Genomic DNA, 17,696 nt, shown 5'->3' with positions numbered 1-17,696 from the left:
AGAGGGGGCGCGATGAGACGCACCGGCAGCACGGCCCTGGTCGGCATCGCCCTCGCGGCGGTCCTCACGGCCTGCGCGAGCGGCACCGGCGAGTCGCCGGGCGGCCCTGACGCCTCACCGACACCGGACCCGACGGAGCCCACCGTGATCCTCACCCCCGAGCCCGACAGCAGCTCCACGAAGGCCCCGGGCGGCACACCGTCACCCGGTGGCCCTCCGGTCGGCACGACGGCCGCCGACGCCGTCGCGGACCTCGCCGAGCGGCTGGGCGTCGAGCCTGCCTCGGTGACCGTCGTCCGCGACGAGGCGGTGACGTGGCGGGACGGCTCCCTGGGCTGCCCCGCCCCGGGCATGGCCTACACGCAGGCGCTCACGCCGGGACGGCTCGTCGTCCTCGAGGCCGGCGGCCGGACGGTGGAGTACCACTCGGGCGGCCGACGTGGCCTCTTCCTGTGCGAGAACCCGCAGCCGCCCGCGCAGACCGAGCCGGACCGCTGACCGCACGCACGACGGCGGGGGGGGCCCCCCCCGGGCGCCCCCGCCGCTGCCCTGCCGGATCGCTCGGTCAGCCGGTGACCTCCACGAGGGTCAGCCCGAGGAGCTCGTCACCGCGGCTGTGGGCCACGGCACCGAGGTGGTCGACACCCGCTGCCGCGCCCGTCCACGAGGCCACGACGTCGGCCGACGCGGCGATGGTCGCCTCCGTCGGCGCGCTGGTGATCTCCAGCGAGCCGCCGGTCGCGAGCGGGACGAACCAGCTCTCGAGGTCGTAGGCGATCGACGTCCCGCCCGTCTGCCAGCCGTGGATGTACACCGTGTACGTCCCCGACGCCGGCGTCGTGAGCGTGACCAGCTCGTTCGTCCCACCGTTGGTGCTGGTGGCGACCTGCTCGCCGTCCGGGCCGACCACGAACACGTCGAGGTCGGTGTCGGCCGTGCCCTCCACGAGCCGCCAGCGCGCGACGGCCGCCTCGGTGACCTCGAACGTGTGGGCGGTGATGCCCGCACCGTCGTCCGGGGTGAACGGCGTCTGGTCGGGGTCCTGCCCGACGGAGCCGGCGGTCACCGTCGCCGGGACGAGCCCGTGCGCGGAGGCCGCGTAGGCGCCCTCGTACCCGAAGACCACGGGCACGGTGACGCTGCCGTCGGTGCCCGTGCCGGAGACGACCGGCGGGGTGTCGATCGCCACGGCACGCACGGCGATCGGGCTGCGGACCTCGTACGGACCGGCCTTGGCGTTCTTCGCGCTGCCGCGCATCGACTGCCAGGTCAGCGAGCCGAAGGAGAACTCGCCCTCCGGTGCGCCCTCGAGCGTCGTCACGGTGATCTCGACGGTGGCCGACTCGCCGCGCCGCAGGGTGACCTGCGACGGGCTCACGGTCACGTCGAAGCCCTCGGGCGCCTGGACGCTCGCGCGGTACGTGGTGGCCGCGTTCTCCTCCGTGACGTTGGTGATCGTGCGCGTGATGGTCTGGCTGCCCGCCAGCTCACCGATGGCGATCGAGGCGAGGTTGAGCCCGCTCGGGTCCGTCGGCACGCCGTTCGACGCGAGGCGGCCGCAGGTCGCCGCCGGGTCCGCGAAGACGTCCGCCTCGATCCCGCAGAGGAAGCCGAGGTACTCGGTGAAGCCCGCGTCGTAGACGAGGCCCGGCTGGAACACCGAGCCCTTGTCCGTGCCGCTCGGCTCCACGTGACCCGCACCCATGTCGAACGGGTCGGCCGGCGTGACGCCGTCCTCCTTGACGACGTCCTGACGGGCGGTCGTCATGATCGCCGACTTGGCCGCGGCCGGCGACCAGTCCGGGTGCGCCTGCTTGAGCAGGGCGAAGAGCCCCGCCACGTGCGGGCTGGACATCGACGTGCCGCTGATCGACTGGAACAGCTGCCCCGGGGCGCCGAGGGTCGGCGTCGGGGTGTGGCCGGCGAGGATGTTCACGCCGGGCGCGGTGACGTCCGGGACGATGACGTCCGCCGTCACGGCGTTCGGGCCGCGGGAGGAGAAGTCCGCCATGACGGAGCCCTGCGCCGCGACGGTCTCGCCGCCGGTGATGGCGGCCGTGGCCGCCTCGCCCTCGGCGTCGACGTAGGCCTTGACGGCCTGACCGGCGCTGAGGTTGACGTGCACGGACGGCACCCAGTGGTTGTCGGTGACCAGCGCGGCGTCGTCACTGACGTCGTAGAGCACCATGCCGGCCCCGCCGGCCTCGAAGACCGCCTGGCTCTTCTCGACGCGGGCGATCTGCCCCCGCTTGCAGAGCACGACCGTGCCGCTGAGGTCAGCCTCGAACGTGTCGAGGAGGCAGAGCTCGTTGCCGTAGTCGGCCGCGTCGACGACCCGAGTCGCCTCGAGGCCGCCCGTGATGCTGGCACCCTCGAACGTCCGACCGTCGCCCAGCGTGACGCTGCCGGCGAAGCCGCGGTCGTGGGTCGACGCACCGACGCTCGTCAGCCACGGGAACACCGCCGGCGAGCCCACGGTGCCGGGGGCCGGGCCGTCGTTGCCGGCCGACGTGGCGACGAAGATCCCCGCGGCGTTCGCGAAGAGGAACGCCAGGTCGTCCGGGCCCACGGGGCCGGCACCGCCGCCGATGGAGTAGTTGATGACGTCGACGCCGTCCGCGACGGCCTGGTCGATGCCACCGGCCAGGTCGGAGGTGAAGCACCCGAGGTCGCCGCACACCTTGTAGGCGAGGACCTGTGCCCGCGGCGCGACGCCGCTCACGGCGCCGATCTGCGAGCCGAGCACCTCGGCCTGGACGCCGGCGTTGCCCGCCGCCGTGGAGGCGACGTGCGTGCCGTGGCCGTCGGCGTCACGCGCCGAGTCGTACAGCTCCGGGCCGACGACGCTGTTGTACGCGGCCCGCATGTCACGGGCGCCCAGCAGCTTGTTGTTGCACTCGAACGCCGCGTCGTCCTCGTTGCCCGGGGTGGTCCCGAACTCGCACGGGATCCCCTCGGCGACACCCACGGGGTCCGGGTAGGTGCCGTCGTCGGCGAAGGACGGGTGCTCGGGCCAGATGCCGGTGTCGATGACGCCGACGACGACGCCCTCGCCGGTGTAGCCCTCGGCCCAGGCGTCGTCCGGGCCGGTCAGGCCCAGGAACTCGCCGGAGGCGTCGGTCTGCGGCTGCTGGAGCGTGTCGGCCCGCACCGCGAGGACGCCCTCCTGCTTGGCGAGCCGCTGCGCCTGCTCCTCGGTGAGCTCGGCCGCGAAGCCGTTGACGGCGAAGCTGTACTCCGCCTCCACCGCGGCCTCCGGCACGGCTGCCGCCTTGCGCGACTCCTTGCGCTGCTCCTTGAGGTGCTGCACGTACTCGCGCACGGAGGCGCTGCCGGTGTCGACACCCTCACCGCCCGACGGCTTCGTCGGCGCGATCCCGGGGACACCTCCCTCGTAGCCGACCACGGGGTCGGCCTTCATGAGGACGACGTACCGGTTCTGCACCAGGCGCTGCTCCTGCGCCGGCGTCACCGCCGTCCTGTCGTCCGCCGCCATGGGCGGGGTGGTCGCGGGCGCGCTCGTGGCGCCCACCTCGGCCGTGGCGGGCAACGCTGCCCCCACGACCGCGACGGAGGCTGCGACGAGTGCGGCCATCGTCCTGCGTGACATGTGACCCCCATACCTAGGTCTGTGACTGTGTGTCACAGCACGGGCGCATTGGATCACCCCAGCGAGTTACTGCCAAGTAGCACCCGTCCCTTTTGACCTATTTGCCTGACAAGTGATGTGTGAATTCGCTGTTTCGTGAGACGCCGCGGAGAGGCCGCGCCCGCGGCCGGCGCCGTCCGGGCCGGTGCCGTCGGACCAGTGCCGTCAGGCGAGCACCTGCGCCGGCGCCGGGCGGTCGAGCCCGTTGACGACCGCGAGCTGCTGCCGGGTCCACGAGCGCAGCGCGACGAGTCCGCGCCGGTCGAGGCGGTCGCACGCCCACTCCCAGTGGGCCGAGCACCAGTCTCCCGGAGTCAGCGTCGGCGCGAGACCGTAGCCGTCGAGACGCGTCAGCACGCGCTCCACGACCTCCGGGCCCTCACCGAGGCGCCGGCCGTCCCACCGCAGGGGCCGGGTCCGGATGAGCGCGTGACACGCGGACGTCTCGAGCACCTGGCCCCAGCGGATGCGGCAGCGGTCCAGCACGCGGAGTGCCTCGTCGCGGACACCCGAGCGCAGCAGCCCGGCCCACGGGTAGACCGCGAGGACGTGGAAGCTGTGGTGCGGCACGGCACGTCCCGGCCCGTCCACAGCGCCCGCGACACCCTGCCACACCGCGCGGCCGCGAGGCCGGAACCTCTCCTCGAGGGAGTCGCCGAGGGCTGCCACGCCGACCGCGCGCAGCAGGTCGTTGCCCACCCAGTAGGCCTCCACCACCCTCCGGTCCAACGGATCCGCCAGGCCGTTCGCATGGGCGATGAGCTCCAGGTACGGCCAGGCGCCCTCGAAGCCGCGGGCCTGCCGACGCAGGCCGCCGTCGTCGGCCGTGCCACCTGTCGTGGCGGCGTCGGCGCGCTCGAGGAGCTCGCGCGAGGCGTCGGGGCCGCAGTAGCCCAGCTCGTTGGGCGGGTAGGCGTACCGCGCGAACAGCAGGGGGCCGCCGCCGGGGTCCCCGGCGGCGGTCAGCCCTCGCGACGTGCTCACGTCGCCGGCACCACCGCGGGCAGCGTCGGACGCGTCCAGACCTGCCGGCTCACGAGGCCGGCGCCCGCGACGACCATGAGCAGCCACAGCGCCTGCGGACGGAGAGCGGTGCCGTCGACCACGGCGGCGAGGACCGCCGTGATGGGTACGGCGAGCACGAGCACGGCGGTCACGTCGACGGCCTGCGCGCGCGCCAGGGCGCCGAACCACGTCGCGACGTAGCCCGCGAGGATCAGCCCGGTCAGCAGGACCCAGCCCCAGCCCGCCGCGTCCACGGCCCCGAGGCCGGCAAGGTGGCCCTGCGTCGCGGACCACGCGACGAGCACCACGGAGCCGCCCGCCATCCGCGCGACGCCGAGCGTCCACGACGACAGTCCGGACAGCAGCCGCTTCGCGAGCACGACCTCGACCGACCACAGGAGCGTCGCGGCGAGGATCATGACCTCGCCCGTGGCCATGCCGCTCGGCACTCCGCCCACCAGCCCGACCTGCGCGACCACGAGCAGCAGGAAGGCGAGGCCGTGCCAGGCCGTCAGCTTCTCGTGCAGCAGCGGGACGGCGAGCAGGGCCACCCAGACGAGCAGCGTCTTGTGGATGACCGCCGACTGGCTGGACGAGGCCCGGGCGAGTCCCTCGAAGAACAGGACGAACGGCACGCTGCCGCCGACGACGGCGACGAGCCCGAGGCCGACCCACTCGCGGCGGCCGGTCGGCCGGGTCAGGCGTGCGCCGGCGCCGCCGGCGGCGACGATGCCCACGAGGACCAGGGCGGCGACGAGGTTCTTGGCCGTGGTGTAGGCGGTCGCGTCGCCGAACGCCCGCACGCCGTAGCCGTTGAGGAAGACGGCGACGCCGCTGATGCAGGCCGTGGTCAGGGCCAGGAGGAGGCCGGTGCGTCGAGTGCTGGTCATGTCAGGTCTCCTGTCGGCGGGCCGCGGGGCCGTCGGTGGGGTCGGGGTTCGGGACGTGGTCGGGGTCGTCGGCGCCGGAGCGCAGGGCGAGGGCAGCCCGGGCCTCGGCGTCGGTGAGGCGCTCGAGCGCGAAGCCGGAGTGCACGAGCAGCCAGTCGCCGACCGCGACCGGCCCCTCGAGCGCCAGCAGGGACACGCGGCCGCCGCGCGGACCGGTCGTCTCGACCACCCCGTCCGGCAGCGTCGCGGAGACCTGGACGACCTCACCGAGGCACATGGCCCGCCTCCCCGGCCGCGACCGGCGCCAGCAGGTCCGTCACGGTCCGCACGGCGTGGGCGACGGCGTCGGCGACCTCCGGGCCGAGCGGCTCGCCGTGCCCGAAGGAGGACGCCTCCACCCCGACGAGCACCAGGCGCGGGGGCAGTCGCCGCAGCGCCCGGGCCAGCTCGACGGCCGCCGCGAGGCCGAAGGCGTGCGTCCCGCCACGGCCCGTCCGCGCCCACGCCCGGTCGGCCAGGGTGCCGGCCGTCGCGTCGAGGACGTGCACGGTGCCCGGCGGCGCGCCCGAGCGGACCGCGTCCACGACGACGACGGTCTCGGCGTCGCCCCACACCTCGACCAGGCAGGTGGGGTCCTCGTGGACCACGACGCGCAGCCCCGGCACGCCCAGTGCCGCCACCGCGGCCGCGACCGCCGGGCCGACGCCGTCGTCGCCGCGGTCCCGGCTGCCCAGCCCGACGACGAGCGCCGTCACGACCGTTCCACCCTGAGGTCGAGGAAGTGCGTGGCGCAGGAGATGCACGGGTCGTAGTTGCGGATCGCGTGCTCGCAGCGGTGACCGAGGTCGTGGTCGGACAGGTCGACCCAGCGCTCGGCCATGACCCGCAGGTCCGCCTCGATGCTCGGCTGGTTCTGGGAGGTCGGCGGCACGATCTGCGCGTCGCGGATGATCCCGGCGTCGTCGAGGACGTAGCGGTGGAAGAGGACCCCGCGCGGCGCCTCGGTCGCCCCGAAGCCCTCGCCCGCACGGGCGGGGACGGGGACGGACGGGGGCGCGCCGTCGGCCCAGCCGTCGACGATCCGCAGCGACTCCTCCAGCGCGTACGCGAGCTCGACGGCCCGCACGACGATCGAGCGGAAGGGGTTGCGGCACGTGGGGCCCAGCCCCGCCTCGCGGGCGAGGTCCTGGGCGAGCGGCGAGAGCCGGTCGTGGTTGAGCGTGTACCGCGCGAGGGGTCCGACGACGTAGGGGGTGTCCTCGCCGTCCAGCCGGGCGTGGAGCGCGTTGGAGTGGGGCACGTGCACCTCGGCGACGTGCTCGGTGAAGGTCCGTACCTCCCACGCGGCACCGGCCGACGTGACGACGTCGCCGGCCTCGATCGGGTACCCCTCCTCCGGCCGGAGGGAGAGGTAGGTCCATGGCTGCTCCCAGTCGGGGCAGTCGAACGTCGCCACCAGGCGCACGGTCGCCACGGCGTCCTCGAGCGCTCGCTCCAGGGCCGGGCGCAGGGCCCGGAGCTCGACCGCGGTCGGCATCCGGTAGAAGCCGCCCACCTTGACGTTGACCGGGTGCACGGACCGGCCGCCGACGACCGTCATGAGGTCGTTGCCGACCTTCTTGATCCGCAGGCCCCGCTCGACGACCTGCGGGTGGTCGGCCGCCATCTCGATGGCGCCGTCGTAGCCGAGGAAGTCGGGAGCGTGCAGGAGGAAGACGTGCAGCGCGTGGCTCTCGATCCACTCCCCGCAGTAGAGGAGACGCCGCAGGGTCCGGATCGCGTCGGTCACGGTGACGCCGCACGCGTCCTCGATCGCCAGGCAGGAGCTGAACTGGTAGGCGACCGGGCAGATCCCGCAGATGCGGGCCGTGATGTCCGGCGGCTCGGTCCAGGCCCGCCCGCGCAGGAAGCCCTCGTAGAACCTCGGGGGCTCGTAGATGCGCAGCTGGACGTCCGTGACGCGGCCGTCCTGGATGGCCACGTGCATGCCGCCCTCGCCCTCGACGCGGGCGAGGGTGCCGACCTCGAGCACCTGGCCGCCGTCGCTGAGCCTGTGCGTCATGAGCGCACCTCCTTGTCGTCGGCCGGCTCGTGCCGCTCGCTCTCGCGGCGGAACGGCTCGGACGCCGCGTTGAACGTCCGGTACACCCGCATGACCTCGTCCTGCGCCATCCCGGTGGCGAGGAGCCGGTCCGCGAGGGAGGACGTGTTCGGGGAGTCCTGCGGCCCGAAGCAGCCGTAGCAGCCGCGCGCGAACCCCGGGCACAGGGCGCCGCAGCCGGCCTGCGTGACGGGGCCCAGGCACGGCGTCCCGTGGGCGACCGTGACGCAGACGGCGCCGCGCCGCTTGCACTCCACGCACACGCTGTACGTCGGGATGCGGGGACGGCGCCGCTGGATGTACGCGGCGAGGACCTCGAGCAGCTGGCCCTTGTCCACCGGGCAGCCGCGCAGCTCGAAGTCGACGCTGACGTGCGCGGAGATCGGGGTGGATCGGTCCAGCGTCGACAGGTACTCCGGGTGGGCGTAGACGACGGACCGGAACTCGGCGACGTCGGCGAAGTTGCGCAGCGCCTGGATGCCGCCGGTGGTCGCGCAGGCCCCGATCGTCACGAGGTGGCGGGACATGGCGCGGATGTGGCCGATGCGCTCGACCTCCTCCGGCGTGGTGACCGACCCCTCGACGAGGGACACGTCGTACGGGCCGTCGACGACCGCGCGTGTGGCCTCGGGGAAGTACGCGATCCTCACCGTCCCGGCGAGGGCCATGAGCTCGTCCTCGCAGTTGAGCAGGGTGAGCTGGCACCCGTCGCAGGACGCGAACTTCCACACCGCGAGCGTCGGCCGGGCCGTGACCGCCCTGGCGGGCACGTGCGGGACGGGAAGGAGCGGGGTCGTGCTCATCACAGCTCCCGGCAGGTCAGCAGGGGGGCGAGGCGGTCGTAGGTCAGCACCGGGCCGTCCACGCACACGAAGAGCTCGCGCAGCTGGCAGTGCCCGCACAGGCCGATGCCGCACTTCATGCTGCGCTCCATGGACAGGCGCACGCGGTACGGGGGCACGCCGCGGTCGACGAGCGCCTGGGCGACGTAGCGCATCATCCCCTCAGGCCCGCAGACCAGGGCGAGGGTGTGCCGCGCGTCGAAGCCGGCCCGCGGCACGAGCTGGGTCACCAGGCCGACCTTGCCGCGCCAGGCGTGCTGGCCGTTGTCGACGGTGATGTCGACGTCGACGCCGAAGTCCTTCGCCCACGACCGCAGGTCCTCGCCGAAGAGGATGTCCTCCGGCGTCCGGGCGCCGTAGAGCAGGACCACCCGGTTGTAGCGCTCCCGGTGCGTCAGCAGCTCCAGGAGCGCGGGCCGCACGGGCGCGAGGCCGATGCCGCCGGCCACGAGGACGACGTCGCCACCCTGGCCGTCGGTGACGTCCCAGGTGGTGCCGAAGGGTCCGCGCACGCCCAGCACGTCACCCGGGGACGCCGAGACGAGCGCGTGGGTGACGGCGCCGACGTCACGGATGGTGTGCTCGAGGAGGCCGGCCCTGGTCGGGTCGCCGCTGATCGAGATCGGCACCTCCCCCACCCCGAACGCGTCGAGCATCGTGAACTGCCCGGCGCCGTAGCGCAGGGGCTCGCCGTCGACCGGGGCGAGCTCGAGCGTGTAGGTGTCGCGCGTCTCCTGCCGCAGGTGCTCGAGGCGGTAGGGCACGGGCCGCATGGGGTCCGTCGGCGCGGGTGGCGTCGGGCGCCGGCGCTCGACCAGGCTGGTCATCGTCGTGTCCCCTCAGGTTGCCGTCGGGACGAGCGGCGCCGCCGACGCCCGCAGGGCCGCCGCCTCGACGGTGATGTCGATGGCCGCCGGGCACCAGGTGATGCAGCGCCCACAGCCCACGCAGCCGTACATGCCGAACTGGTCCTGCCAGGCCGCGAGCTTGTGCGTCATCCACTGCCGGTACCGCGAGCGTGTCTCGCCCCGCAGGCTGCCTCCGTGGATGTACGCGAAGTCCTGGGAGAAGCACGAGTCCCAGACGCGGTGCCGCTCGGCGACGTCGCCGGTGAGGTCCGCCATGTCCTCGACGGAGGTGCAGAAGCACGTGGGGCACACCATCGTGCAGCTCGTGCAGGCGAGGCAGCGCGACGCGATGTCGTCCCAGCACGGGCTCTCTGCGCTCGCGTAGAGCACGTCACGCAGGCCGTCGGTGTCCAGGGCACGGCCCATGCGCTCGACGGCCCGCGCCGCGACGTCGTCGGCGGCGGTGACGTCTGCCGGCTTCGCCTCCGTCGCCGCGAGGACGTCCAGGACCTCGGCGCCGCGGGGGGTGCCGACCTCGACGACGAAGCGGTGCTCCGGCGTCAGGAGCTCCGTGAGCAGGAGGTCGTAGCCGGCCGCCGGCCGCGGGCCGGTACCGGTCGAGGCGCAGAAGCACGTGCCGCCGGGCTCGCCGCAGGTGACCGCGACGACGAAGGTGCCCTCGCGTCGCTGGGCGTAGTGCGCGTCGGAGAAGCGCCGCCGCAGCAGGACCTCGTCGTGGATGGCCACAGCCGCCAGGTCGCACGCCCGGGCGCCGAGAAGAGCGACGGGGCCGGCGAGGGCACCCTCCCCGGACGGCTCGTCGAGCGAGAAGCCGGTGTCTGACCGGCGCGCACGCCACAGCAGCTGGTCGCTGGGGAAGAAGACCGGCTTGGCGCCCTGCACGGCGGCGGCGTGGCCGAAGAAGGCGTCGTCGTCGCGCGGCTCGAGCCGGTAGTGCGCCGCGTCCTGGCCGTCGCGCACGCCCCGCGGCAGGTCGCCGACGCTCGAGACGGGCGCGAGCACCACGGCGCCGTCGCGGACGTTCGGGCCCATGACGGTGTAGCCCCGGGACGCCAGCGCCTCGATGAGGCCCTGGAGACCGTCGACGTCGATGACCTGCGCGCGCCTGTGCATGGCCGCCTCCCAGGACCCACCGAACCGCCGCACCAGGACGGACGCCAGGGACCTAGGGCACGCAGGGCCTTCGCCTCTACCGCGGAGCGCACCGTCCGACCGATCATGGAGGTGACGGAGGAGGCACCATGACCACCGGGACCCGAGGCACAGCACCGCTCACCGGCACCGTCGGGCTCGTCAGCGGGGTGCTCGCCCTTGCCGGGGTAGGCTGGATCGCGCTGCTCACCTTCTCCTCGCTGGACGTCGCCGAGGGCCTGCGCATCGCAGGGTCGTGGCTGCTGCCCCTCGGCGCGGCCGCCGCCGTCGGCGCGGCGGTGCTCGCGCGGCCCGGTCGTGACCGGTCGCGCGCGCTCGTCGGTCTGGCGCTCGCCGGCGTGGCCGTGCTCGGCCTGGTGGCCATGCTGGTCGCCGTCGACGCCTGACACCCGCCGGGGCGCTGGCTACGATCGATCGTCGGTGCGGGCACCGCGCCGCATCGCATCGGAGGGCGGGGGCAGCATGGCGCACACGGGCGCCCGTCCGGTCCGTGCCGAGGCGCGGCCGACGGTTCAGCACCGGCCGTGGTCGACCGTCCTGCTCGCCGTCTGCCTGGTTCAGCTGTCCACCGTCGTCGCAGGCGGCACGGTGCTCATGGTGGTCCGGGCCGCGGCCTTCGAGGCCGCGACGGCGACGGCGATGGTCGCGGCCGCGGTGCCGGCAGGGCTCGCCGTCTGGGTCGGCATCGGCCGCCGCCGCGCCGATGCGGGACGGCCCCGGACCCTGCGCGAGGCCGCCCTCGCGGGCGTCGTCCTGGCGTCCCTCAGCGCGATCGTGGAGGTCGTCTCGCTCGCGGGGGTGCTGGCCGGCGTGACGACGCTGGAGTCGGCGTTCGGCCTGGGTGCGCTCGCCCTCACTCTCGCCGTCGTCCCGCTGGCAGCACGGACGGCGTCCGCCGCGGCCTGAGCCGCGCTCAGCCGCCCTGTGCCGCGTCCCGCTCGCGCAGGCGCTGCTCCTCGGCGCGGACCTCCTTGAACACGCGACGCTCGCGCAGCAGCCACGCCGGCGGTGCCGCCTGCAGGGCCTCGATCTCCGCGGTCGTCAACGCCTCGGTGACCCCGGCGCGGGCCAGACCGCTCGTCGACACGCGCAGGCGGGCCGCCACGACCGACCGCGGGTGCGGTCCATTCCTGCGGAGGTCGACCAGCCACGGCGGCGGGTCCTGCTGCAGCGCGGCGAGCTCCTCGCGCGTCACGGTCGAGGCCTGGAACTCCTCCGGCGCCGCGGGCAGGTAGATCTCGAGCTTCGCCGCCGCGGTCGAGGCCTTCATGGACTGGGGCTGGCGCTCGCGCCTCGCGGGGGTGTCGGTCACCGCGCCAGGATACGGGCGGGCCGCGCGCGTCGGTCCCGGTAGCGTGGCGGTGGCGAGCTGCGAGGAGGAGGTGCGATGGACGACGACGACCCCCGCCCCTCCGACCGCAGCACGGAGCAGGCCTCGTCGTCGTCGTCGGCGGCGTCGTCGTTCCGGCTCCTCCTCGTCCCGGGCACGACGCCCGGCCGCTGGGTCCGCACCTGGCGGGACCGCCGGCCCGGGACGCCCCTGGAGCTCGTCCACGCCACGGTGGACGAGCAGGTCGCCGCGCTGCGGGAGGGCCGCGCCGACGTCGGCCTCGTGCGCCTGGCCGAGCGACCCGCGGACCTGAGCGCCATCCCGCTCTACACGGAGGCGAGCGTCGTCGTCGTCCCGAAGGGGCACCTGGTCACCGCCGCCGAGGAGGTCACCGCCGCCGACCTCGTCGACGAGACGCTCCTCGTCCCCGCCGACGACGTGCTGGGCTGGGTGGACCGGCCGGGCGAGGCGAGCCTGCTCCCCGCGCCGCCGACGACGGCGGACGCCGTCGAGCTCGTCGCCGCCGGAGCGGGCGTGCTCGTGGTGCCCCAGTCGCTCGCCCGGCTGCACGATCGCAAGGACCTCGTCCACCGGCCGGTCACGGACGCCCCGACGTCGACGGTCCACCTCGCGTGGGTCACCGAGCGGACGACCCCCGACGTCGAGACGTTCGTCGGCATCGTGCGGGGGCGCACGGCGAACAGCTCGCGGGAGCCGGCGCCCGAGCGGCTGCCGGAGGCCGAGGCAGGCGGCGCGCGGCGCGGAGCGGCCCAGGGCGGCCCTCGCGGGACGACGAGACGTGGCGGCGGGGGGTCGTCGGCCGGGGCGCCCCGGCGGTCCACCGGCGCGGACCGCGGCCGGTCCCGCCGAGGACCCTCCGGAGGCCGCGGGCGCCGATGAGGCACGGGGGCGGCGTCGAGCGGGGCAGCGACGAGGCGGCGGCGATGACGGCGGCGCCGGGACGTCGGCCGGTCCGGGTGCACGGCGTGCTGCTCCTCACCGCGGCACTCCTCGGTGCGTGCTCCGGCACGGCGGCCCCGGCGGCGCCACCTGCCGCGGTCGCACCCTCCGCCGACTGCCTCGCCGACGAGGTCCTCCTCGCGCTGGGCGTGGCCGGCGACCTCACCGGACGGCCCGGCGGCGCAGCGGGCTCCGTCCCGGAGGGTTTCGAGCCGGTCCTGGCGGTGGAGTGCCGCCCGGACCTCGCGGTCGTGCCGGCGCCGGCACGGCCACCGACGCCGCCGCCGCCCGGGGCGGACGTCGAGGTGCCACCGCGCTCCCCCGACGACGGCGGACCGGAGGACGGGCACGCGCGAACGGTCCGCATGGTCGAGGTGACGCGCGCGGGGCGGCTCGACCCGCTGCTGCGGGCCCTGGCCGCGCCGTCGGTGGCACCGCGACCGGACCAGCCGTGCCCCGCGATGGCGGAGATCGGCCCCGAGCTCTTCCTCGTGGCCGCGGACGGCCGCGCCGTCCGCGTGGCGTGGCCGCGGGACGCGTGCGGGTTCCGGCTCCACGCCGCGCCCCGGGCCCTGGAGGCACTCCCGGTCGTGGGTGAGCGCGTCCTGGACAGGGCGCTGGACTGATCCGCTCAGGACGTCGCCGGATTCGTATGACGTTTCGCCCGCCTCGTGAGTACGATGCCGCTCATGACCCACAGCGCAACCGAGCCCCGGACGGGGACCGCCGGGCACGGCGGCGAGGACGGCACCGGTGCCGTCACCGTGCAGCACACCGCCGGCAGCACCGCGACCAGCGGGGAGATCGTCGAGCGGGCCCACCACCTGACGGGTCAGGCGACGCTCGACGACGCCGGGCTCGCCCGCTACCTCCGCGGCCTGCCCGGTGTCGACAAGGTCGGTGCCGACGGGCGCGCGCAGATGCTCGGCACCCGCTCCATCAAGACGACCGCGAAGGCGTGGGCGCTCGACGCGACCATCCGGATGATCGACCTGACGACGCTCGAGGGCGCCGACACCCCGGGCAAGGTCGCCTCCCTCGCCGCGAAGGCGAAGAACCCGGACCCCGGCGACCCGGCCTGCCCGCAGGTCGCCGCCGTGTGCGTGTACGGCGACCTCGTGCCCCACGCCAGGGCGGCTCTGGAGGGCACGGGGATCCACGTGGCCGCCGTCGCCACCGCGTTCCCGTCCGGGCGCGCAAGCCGGGAGGTGCGCCTCCTCGACACCCGGGAGGCCGTCGCCGCGGGCGCCGACGAGATCGACATGGTCATCGACCGAGGCGCGTTCCTCTCCGGGCGCTTCTCGGCGGTGTTCGAGGACGTCCTGGCGGTGCGCGAGGCGTGCGGCACGGGCCCGGACCGCGCGCACCTCAAGGTGATCCTCGAGACGGGCGAGCTCGCCACCTACGACAACGTGCGGCGCGCGTCGTGGCTCGCGATGCTTGCGGGCGCGGACTTCATCAAGACCTCCACCGGCAAGGTCTCCCCCGCCGCGACCCTGCCCGTTGCCGTCGTCATGCTCGAGGCGGTCCGCGACTACCACCGCGCCACGGGCGTCCACATCGGCGTCAAGCCGGCCGGCGGCATCTCGACGGCCAAGGACGCCCTCAAGTACCTCGTCGCCGTCAACGAGACCGTCGGGGAGGACTGGCTGAACCCGGACCTGTTCCGGTTCGGGGCGTCGTCGCTGCTCAACGACGTCCTCATGCAGCGCCACAAGCTCCGCACCGGCGTCTACTCCGGCGCCGACTACATCTCGGTGGGCTGATGTCCCGCGCCCACCGCGTCGCCCGGGAGCTCGAACGCCGGGTCCTCGACGGCACGTACCCGGCGGGGTCGCAGCTGCCGACCGAGCCGGACCTGTGCACCGAGTTCGGCGTCAGCCGGACCACGGTCCGCGCCGCCGTCGGCACGCTGCAGGACCGCGGGCTCGTCAGCCGCGAGCAGGGCAGGGGCACGTTCGTGCGGTCGGCCGACCACGTCGACCTGACGATGTTCCTCGACGCGAACCTGTCGATGACCGCCGTCATCCGGGCCGCCGGGCACGACCCGGGGACGACCGGCGTGACCGTCGCGGACGAGGTGCCGCCGCCACCCGTCACGGACGCCCTCGGGCTGCCGGCCGGTACCGCGTGCCGCGTCCTGCGGCGCATCCGGACCGCCGACGGCGTCCCGTCGTTCGAGAGCGCCGACCACCTCGTCGCCCACCCCGGCCTGCCGACGGACGCCGACGCGTACACGGGCTCCGTCTACGAGCTGCTGCGAGCGACGTACGGTCGCCCCGTCGCGACCGGGATCGCCCGGGTGGAGGCGGTCGCCCCCGCCCCGGAGACCTCGGACCGCCTCGGCATGGCCGACGGCGCCCCGGTGCTGCGGCTCAGCCAGGTCCACACCCTCGACGACGGGCGCCCCGTCATGTACTCCGTCATCCACCTGCGCAGCGACGTCGTCCACCTCTACGTGGAGCGTGGCCTCGACGCCGCGCCCCTCGACCCGGGCGCGCCCACGCACCTGCCCGCCCCCGTGCCCGCGCTCTCCACCCACTCCTGAGGACACCATGAGCATCTTCGAGTACGCCCCGGCGCCCGAGTCGCGCGCCGTCGTCGACGTCGCGTCGTCGTACGGGCTCTTCATCGACGGCGAGTTCGCCGACGCCGCCGAGGGCGCCGTCCTCAAGACGGTCAACCCGGCCACCGAGGAGGTCCTGGCGGAGGTCGCCGTCGGCGGCGAGGCGGACGTGGACCGCGCCGTCCGCGCCGCGCGCCGCGCCCAGGAGAAGGTCTGGGGCCCGATGCCGGGCTCCGAGCGCGCCAAGTACCTCTTCCGCATCGCGCGCCTCCTGGCCGAGCGGTCCCGGGAGTTCGCCGTCCTGGAGACCCTCGACAACGGCAAGCCGATCCGGGAGTCGCGCGACGTCGACGTCCCGACCGCTGCGGCGCACTTCTTCTACTACGCCGGGTGGGCCGACAAGCTCGAGCACGCCGGGCTCGGTCGCGACCCGCGTCCGCACGGCGTCGCCGCCCAGGTCATCCCGTGGAACTTCCCGCTGCTCATGCTGGCGTGGAAGGTCGCGCCGGCCCTGGCGGCGGGCAACACCGTCGTGCTCAAGCCGGCGGAGACGACGCCGCTGACGGCACTCCTCTTCGCCGACCTGCTCCGCCAGGCCGAGCTGCCGCCGGGCGTCGTGAACATCGTCACCGGCGCGCGCGAGACGGGCTCGCTGCTCGTCAACCACCCGGGCATCGACAAGATCGCCTTCACGGGCTCCACGCCGGTCGGCAAGCGCATCGCCCGCGAGGTCGCGGGCAGCCGGACGAGCCTCACGCTCGAGCTGGGCGGCAAGGCGGCGAACATCGTCTTCGACGACGCCCCCGTGGACCAGGCGGTCGAGGGCATCGTCAACGGCATCTTCTTCAACCAGGGCCAGGTGTGCTGCGCCGGCTCGCGGCTGCTCGTTCAGGAGTCCGTCGCCGAGGAGGTCGTGGAGCGGCTCAAGGCGCGCCTGTCGACCCTGCGGGTCGGTGACCCCATGGACAAGAACACCGACGTCGGGGCGGTGAACTCCGCTCAGCAGCTCGAGCGGATCACCCGGATCACGGACACCGGGGCCGTCGAGGGGGCGACGCGGTGGAGCGCGCCCTGCGAGCTGCCCGAGCGCGGCTACTGGTTCGCCCCGACGGTGTTCACCGACGTGAGCACCGCGCACACGATCGCGCGCGAGGAGATCTTCGGACCCGTCCTGTCGGTCCTGACGTTCCGCACGCCGGCCGAGGCCGTCGCGAAGGCGAACAACACCCCGTACGGCCTGTCCGCCGGCATCTGGACGGAGAAGGGCTCGCGCATCCTGTGGATGGCGGACCAGCTCCGGGCCGGCGTCGTCTGGGCCAACACGTTCAACCGCTTCGACCCGACGAGCCCGTTCGGCGGCTACAAGGAGTCGGGCTACGGCCGCGAGGGCGGCCGCCACGGACTGGCCGCCTACCTCCAGGAGGGAGCACTGTGAGCACTCGGCTCGAGGTGCGCAAGACGTACAAGCTCTTCATCGGCGGGGCCTTCCCGCGCAGCGAGTCGGGGCGGACGTACGAGGTGCTCGACGCGAAGGGCGGGTTCCTCGCGAACGCCGCGCTGGGCTCGCGCAAGGACGCGCGGGACGCGGTCAAGGCCGCCCGTGCGGCCCAGCCGGGGTGGGCGGGGGCGACCGCCTACAACCGCGGTCAGGTCCTCTACCGGGTCGCCGAGCTCCTCGAGGGGCGCCGCGACCAGTTCGTCGCCGAGGTCGCGGCGGGCGAGGGCCTGCGGGCCAAGGACGCCGAGGCGGTCGTCTCCGCAGCGGTCGACCGATGGGTCTGGTACGCCGGCTGGACGGACAAGGTGGCCCAGGTCGCCGGGTCCGCGAACCCCGTCGCCGGGCCGTACTTCAACCTCTCCGTGCCCGAGCCGACGGGCGTCGTCGGGATCGTCGCGCCGCAGCGGTCCTCGCTGCTGGGCCTCGTGAGCGTCCTCGCGCCCGTGCTCGTCACGGGGAACACGGCCGTGGTGCTCAGCAGCACGGACCGGCCGCTGCCGGCGATCACGCTGTCCGAGGTGCTCGCGACGTCCGACCTCCCCAAGGGCGTCGTCAACATCCTCACCGGGCGCGTCGCCGAGGTCGCACCGCACCTCGTCGGTCACATGGACGTCAACGCCGTCGACCTCACCGGCACGGTGGACGCCGCGGGCGTCGCGTGGGCCGACCTGGAGGCGATCGCCGCGGACACGGTGAAGCGGGTCGTCCGTCCGCCGGCCGGCGACGCGGAGCCCGACTGGACCCGCGCGCCGGACGGTCCGCGGCGCATCCTCGCGTTCACCGAGACCAAGACCGTCTGGCACCCCAAGGGCGCCTGACGTCGACGGGGCACCG

At 74.5% G+C, this 17,696-nt stretch carries 19 protein-coding genes; 9 read left to right on the top strand and 10 right to left on the bottom strand.

The annotated features are described in order from the left end of the window. Positions 1–12: 12 nt before the first annotated feature. Complete coding sequence (locus LG379_RS06920; protein ID WP_225753866.1) at positions 13–498, top strand: hypothetical protein; 486 nt, start codon at positions 13–15, stop codon at positions 496–498. Positions 499–565: 67 nt separating this feature from the next. On the opposite strand, the gene LG379_RS06915 is transcribed toward LG379_RS06920, so the two are convergent. The 9 genes from LG379_RS06915 to LG379_RS06875 all read right to left on the bottom strand — a co-directional run bounded on the left by LG379_RS06915 (position 566) and on the right by LG379_RS06875 (position 10,469). Beyond that, entirely contained in the window at positions 566–3,610 is a 3,045-nt protein-coding gene (locus tag LG379_RS06915; protein WP_225753865.1) for a S8 family peptidase, read from the bottom strand. Positions 3,611–3,814: 204 nt separating this feature from the next. Next, positions 3,815–4,633 carry a DUF6390 family protein gene (locus LG379_RS06910; RefSeq protein ID WP_225753864.1) on the bottom strand — a complete coding sequence of 273 codons (819 nt, stop codon included), beginning with the start codon at positions 4,631–4,633 and terminating at the stop codon, positions 3,815–3,817. Continuing rightward, positions 4,630–5,544, bottom strand: a complete 915-nt coding sequence (locus LG379_RS06905; RefSeq protein ID WP_225753863.1) for a DMT family transporter — start codon at positions 5,542–5,544, stop codon at positions 4,630–4,632. Before LG379_RS06905 ends, LG379_RS06910 begins: the two co-directional genes overlap by 4 nt. 1 nt (position 5,545) lies before the next feature. After that, the gene (locus LG379_RS06900; protein WP_225753862.1) at positions 5,546–5,821 is read right to left on the bottom strand and encodes a HypC/HybG/HupF family hydrogenase formation chaperone; all 276 of its coding nucleotides are present in this window, start codon (positions 5,819–5,821) and stop codon (positions 5,546–5,548) included. Then, complete coding sequence (locus LG379_RS06895; RefSeq protein ID WP_225753861.1) at positions 5,808–6,299, bottom strand: hydrogenase maturation protease; 492 nt, start codon at positions 6,297–6,299, stop codon at positions 5,808–5,810. Before LG379_RS06895 ends, LG379_RS06900 begins: the two co-directional genes overlap by 14 nt. Continuing rightward, positions 6,296–7,606 carry a Ni/Fe hydrogenase subunit alpha gene (locus LG379_RS06890; protein WP_225753860.1) on the bottom strand — a complete coding sequence of 437 codons (1,311 nt, stop codon included), beginning with the start codon at positions 7,604–7,606 and terminating at the stop codon, positions 6,296–6,298. The genes LG379_RS06895 and LG379_RS06890 overlap by 4 nt, the downstream gene beginning before the upstream one ends. Then, positions 7,603–8,448 (bottom strand): hypothetical protein, encoded by an 846-nt coding sequence (locus LG379_RS06885; protein WP_225753859.1) that lies wholly within the window; start codon positions 8,446–8,448, stop codon positions 7,603–7,605. The genes LG379_RS06890 and LG379_RS06885 overlap by 4 nt, the downstream gene beginning before the upstream one ends. Beyond that, on the bottom strand, positions 8,448–9,314 hold the full coding sequence (locus tag LG379_RS06880; protein WP_225753858.1) for an FAD/NAD(P)-binding protein: 867 nt from the start codon (positions 9,312–9,314) through the stop codon (positions 8,448–8,450). Before LG379_RS06880 ends, LG379_RS06885 begins: the two co-directional genes overlap by 1 nt. Before the next feature lie 12 nt (positions 9,315–9,326). Continuing rightward, on the bottom strand, positions 9,327–10,469 hold the full coding sequence (locus LG379_RS06875) for a 4Fe-4S dicluster domain-containing protein (protein ID WP_225753857.1): 1,143 nt from the start codon (positions 10,467–10,469) through the stop codon (positions 9,327–9,329). A gap of 128 nt (positions 10,470–10,597) precedes the next feature. On the opposite strand from LG379_RS06875, the gene LG379_RS06870 reads away from it, so the two are divergent. Together LG379_RS06870 and LG379_RS06865 are read left to right on the top strand one after the other, a co-directional pair. Continuing rightward, positions 10,598–10,894, top strand: a complete 297-nt coding sequence (locus LG379_RS06870; protein WP_225753856.1) for a hypothetical protein — start codon at positions 10,598–10,600, stop codon at positions 10,892–10,894. A gap of 76 nt (positions 10,895–10,970) precedes the next feature. After that, the gene (locus tag LG379_RS06865; protein WP_225753855.1) at positions 10,971–11,414 is read left to right on the top strand and encodes a hypothetical protein; all 444 of its coding nucleotides are present in this window, start codon (positions 10,971–10,973) and stop codon (positions 11,412–11,414) included. Between the two features lie 7 nt (positions 11,415–11,421). Here the strand turns inward: LG379_RS06865 and LG379_RS06860 are convergent, their stop codons facing one another. Further along, positions 11,422–11,778 (bottom strand): DUF5997 family protein, encoded by a 357-nt coding sequence (locus LG379_RS06860; protein WP_225754881.1) that lies wholly within the window; start codon positions 11,776–11,778, stop codon positions 11,422–11,424. Between the two features lie 117 nt (positions 11,779–11,895). Between LG379_RS06860 and LG379_RS06855 the strand changes: the two genes are divergently transcribed. The 6 genes from LG379_RS06855 to LG379_RS06830 all read left to right on the top strand — a co-directional run bounded on the left by LG379_RS06855 (position 11,896) and on the right by LG379_RS06830 (position 17,680). After that, positions 11,896–12,738, top strand: a complete 843-nt coding sequence (locus tag LG379_RS06855; RefSeq protein ID WP_225753854.1) for a LysR family substrate-binding domain-containing protein — start codon at positions 11,896–11,898, stop codon at positions 12,736–12,738. Further along, entirely contained in the window at positions 12,735–13,424 is a 690-nt protein-coding gene (locus LG379_RS06850) for a hypothetical protein (protein WP_225753853.1), read from the top strand. The genes LG379_RS06855 and LG379_RS06850 overlap by 4 nt, the downstream gene beginning before the upstream one ends. Before the next feature lie 63 nt (positions 13,425–13,487). After that, positions 13,488–14,564: a deoxyribose-phosphate aldolase gene (deoC, locus tag LG379_RS06845; protein WP_225753852.1), complete on the top strand. Its 1,077-nt coding sequence runs from the start codon at positions 13,488–13,490 to the stop codon at positions 14,562–14,564. Next, the gene (locus LG379_RS06840) at positions 14,564–15,346 is read left to right on the top strand and encodes a GntR family transcriptional regulator (protein ID WP_225753851.1); all 783 of its coding nucleotides are present in this window, start codon (positions 14,564–14,566) and stop codon (positions 15,344–15,346) included. The genes deoC and LG379_RS06840 overlap by 1 nt, the downstream gene beginning before the upstream one ends. A gap of 7 nt (positions 15,347–15,353) precedes the next feature. Next, on the top strand, positions 15,354–16,799 hold the full coding sequence (locus tag LG379_RS06835) for an aldehyde dehydrogenase family protein (RefSeq protein ID WP_225753850.1): 1,446 nt from the start codon (positions 15,354–15,356) through the stop codon (positions 16,797–16,799). Then, positions 16,796–17,680: an aldehyde dehydrogenase gene (locus LG379_RS06830; RefSeq protein ID WP_225753849.1), complete on the top strand. Its 885-nt coding sequence runs from the start codon at positions 16,796–16,798 to the stop codon at positions 17,678–17,680. The genes LG379_RS06835 and LG379_RS06830 overlap by 4 nt, the downstream gene beginning before the upstream one ends. The last annotated feature ends 16 nt before the right edge of the window (positions 17,681–17,696 follow it).

This window comes from Actinotalea sp. Marseille-Q4924, assembly GCF_916618755.1.
GTDB lineage: Bacteria > Actinomycetota > Actinomycetes > Actinomycetales > Cellulomonadaceae > Actinotalea.
Note: the sequence above shows the minus strand (reverse complement) of the source record. Positions and strands in the feature narration are given on the sequence as shown.

What these genes read in the sequence shown, in the direction of transcription:
- LG379_RS06920 (WP_225753866.1), top strand. Translation starts at nt 13, where the DNA reads ATGAGACGCACCGGCAGCACGGCCCTGGTCGGCATCGCCCTCGCGGCG.
- LG379_RS06915 (WP_225753865.1), bottom strand. Translation starts at nt 3,610, where the DNA reads ATGTCACGCAGGACGATGGCCGCACTCGTCGCAGCCTCCGTCGCGGTC.
- LG379_RS06905 (WP_225753863.1), bottom strand. Translation starts at nt 5,544, where the DNA reads ATGACCAGCACTCGACGCACCGGCCTCCTCCTGGCCCTGACCACGGCC.
- LG379_RS06900 (WP_225753862.1), bottom strand. Translation starts at nt 5,821, where the DNA reads ATGTGCCTCGGTGAGGTCGTCCAGGTCTCCGCGACGCTGCCGGACGGG.
- LG379_RS06890 (WP_225753860.1), bottom strand. Translation starts at nt 7,606, where the DNA reads ATGACGCACAGGCTCAGCGACGGCGGCCAGGTGCTCGAGGTCGGCACC.
- LG379_RS06885 (WP_225753859.1), bottom strand. Translation starts at nt 8,448, where the DNA reads ATGAGCACGACCCCGCTCCTTCCCGTCCCGCACGTGCCCGCCAGGGCG.
- LG379_RS06880 (WP_225753858.1), bottom strand. Translation starts at nt 9,314, where the DNA reads ATGACCAGCCTGGTCGAGCGCCGGCGCCCGACGCCACCCGCGCCGACG.
- LG379_RS06875 (WP_225753857.1), bottom strand. Translation starts at nt 10,469, where the DNA reads ATGCACAGGCGCGCGCAGGTCATCGACGTCGACGGTCTCCAGGGCCTC.
- LG379_RS06870 (WP_225753856.1), top strand. Translation starts at nt 10,598, where the DNA reads ATGACCACCGGGACCCGAGGCACAGCACCGCTCACCGGCACCGTCGGG.
- LG379_RS06865 (WP_225753855.1), top strand. Translation starts at nt 10,971, where the DNA reads ATGGCGCACACGGGCGCCCGTCCGGTCCGTGCCGAGGCGCGGCCGACG.
- LG379_RS06860 (WP_225754881.1), bottom strand. Translation starts at nt 11,778, where the DNA reads ATGAAGGCCTCGACCGCGGCGGCGAAGCTCGAGATCTACCTGCCCGCG.
- LG379_RS06855 (WP_225753854.1), top strand. Translation starts at nt 11,896, where the DNA reads ATGGACGACGACGACCCCCGCCCCTCCGACCGCAGCACGGAGCAGGCC.
- LG379_RS06850 (WP_225753853.1), top strand. Translation starts at nt 12,735, where the DNA reads ATGAGGCACGGGGGCGGCGTCGAGCGGGGCAGCGACGAGGCGGCGGCG.
- deoC (WP_225753852.1), top strand. Translation starts at nt 13,488, where the DNA reads ATGACCCACAGCGCAACCGAGCCCCGGACGGGGACCGCCGGGCACGGC.
- LG379_RS06840 (WP_225753851.1), top strand. Translation starts at nt 14,564, where the DNA reads ATGTCCCGCGCCCACCGCGTCGCCCGGGAGCTCGAACGCCGGGTCCTC.
- LG379_RS06835 (WP_225753850.1), top strand. Translation starts at nt 15,354, where the DNA reads ATGAGCATCTTCGAGTACGCCCCGGCGCCCGAGTCGCGCGCCGTCGTC.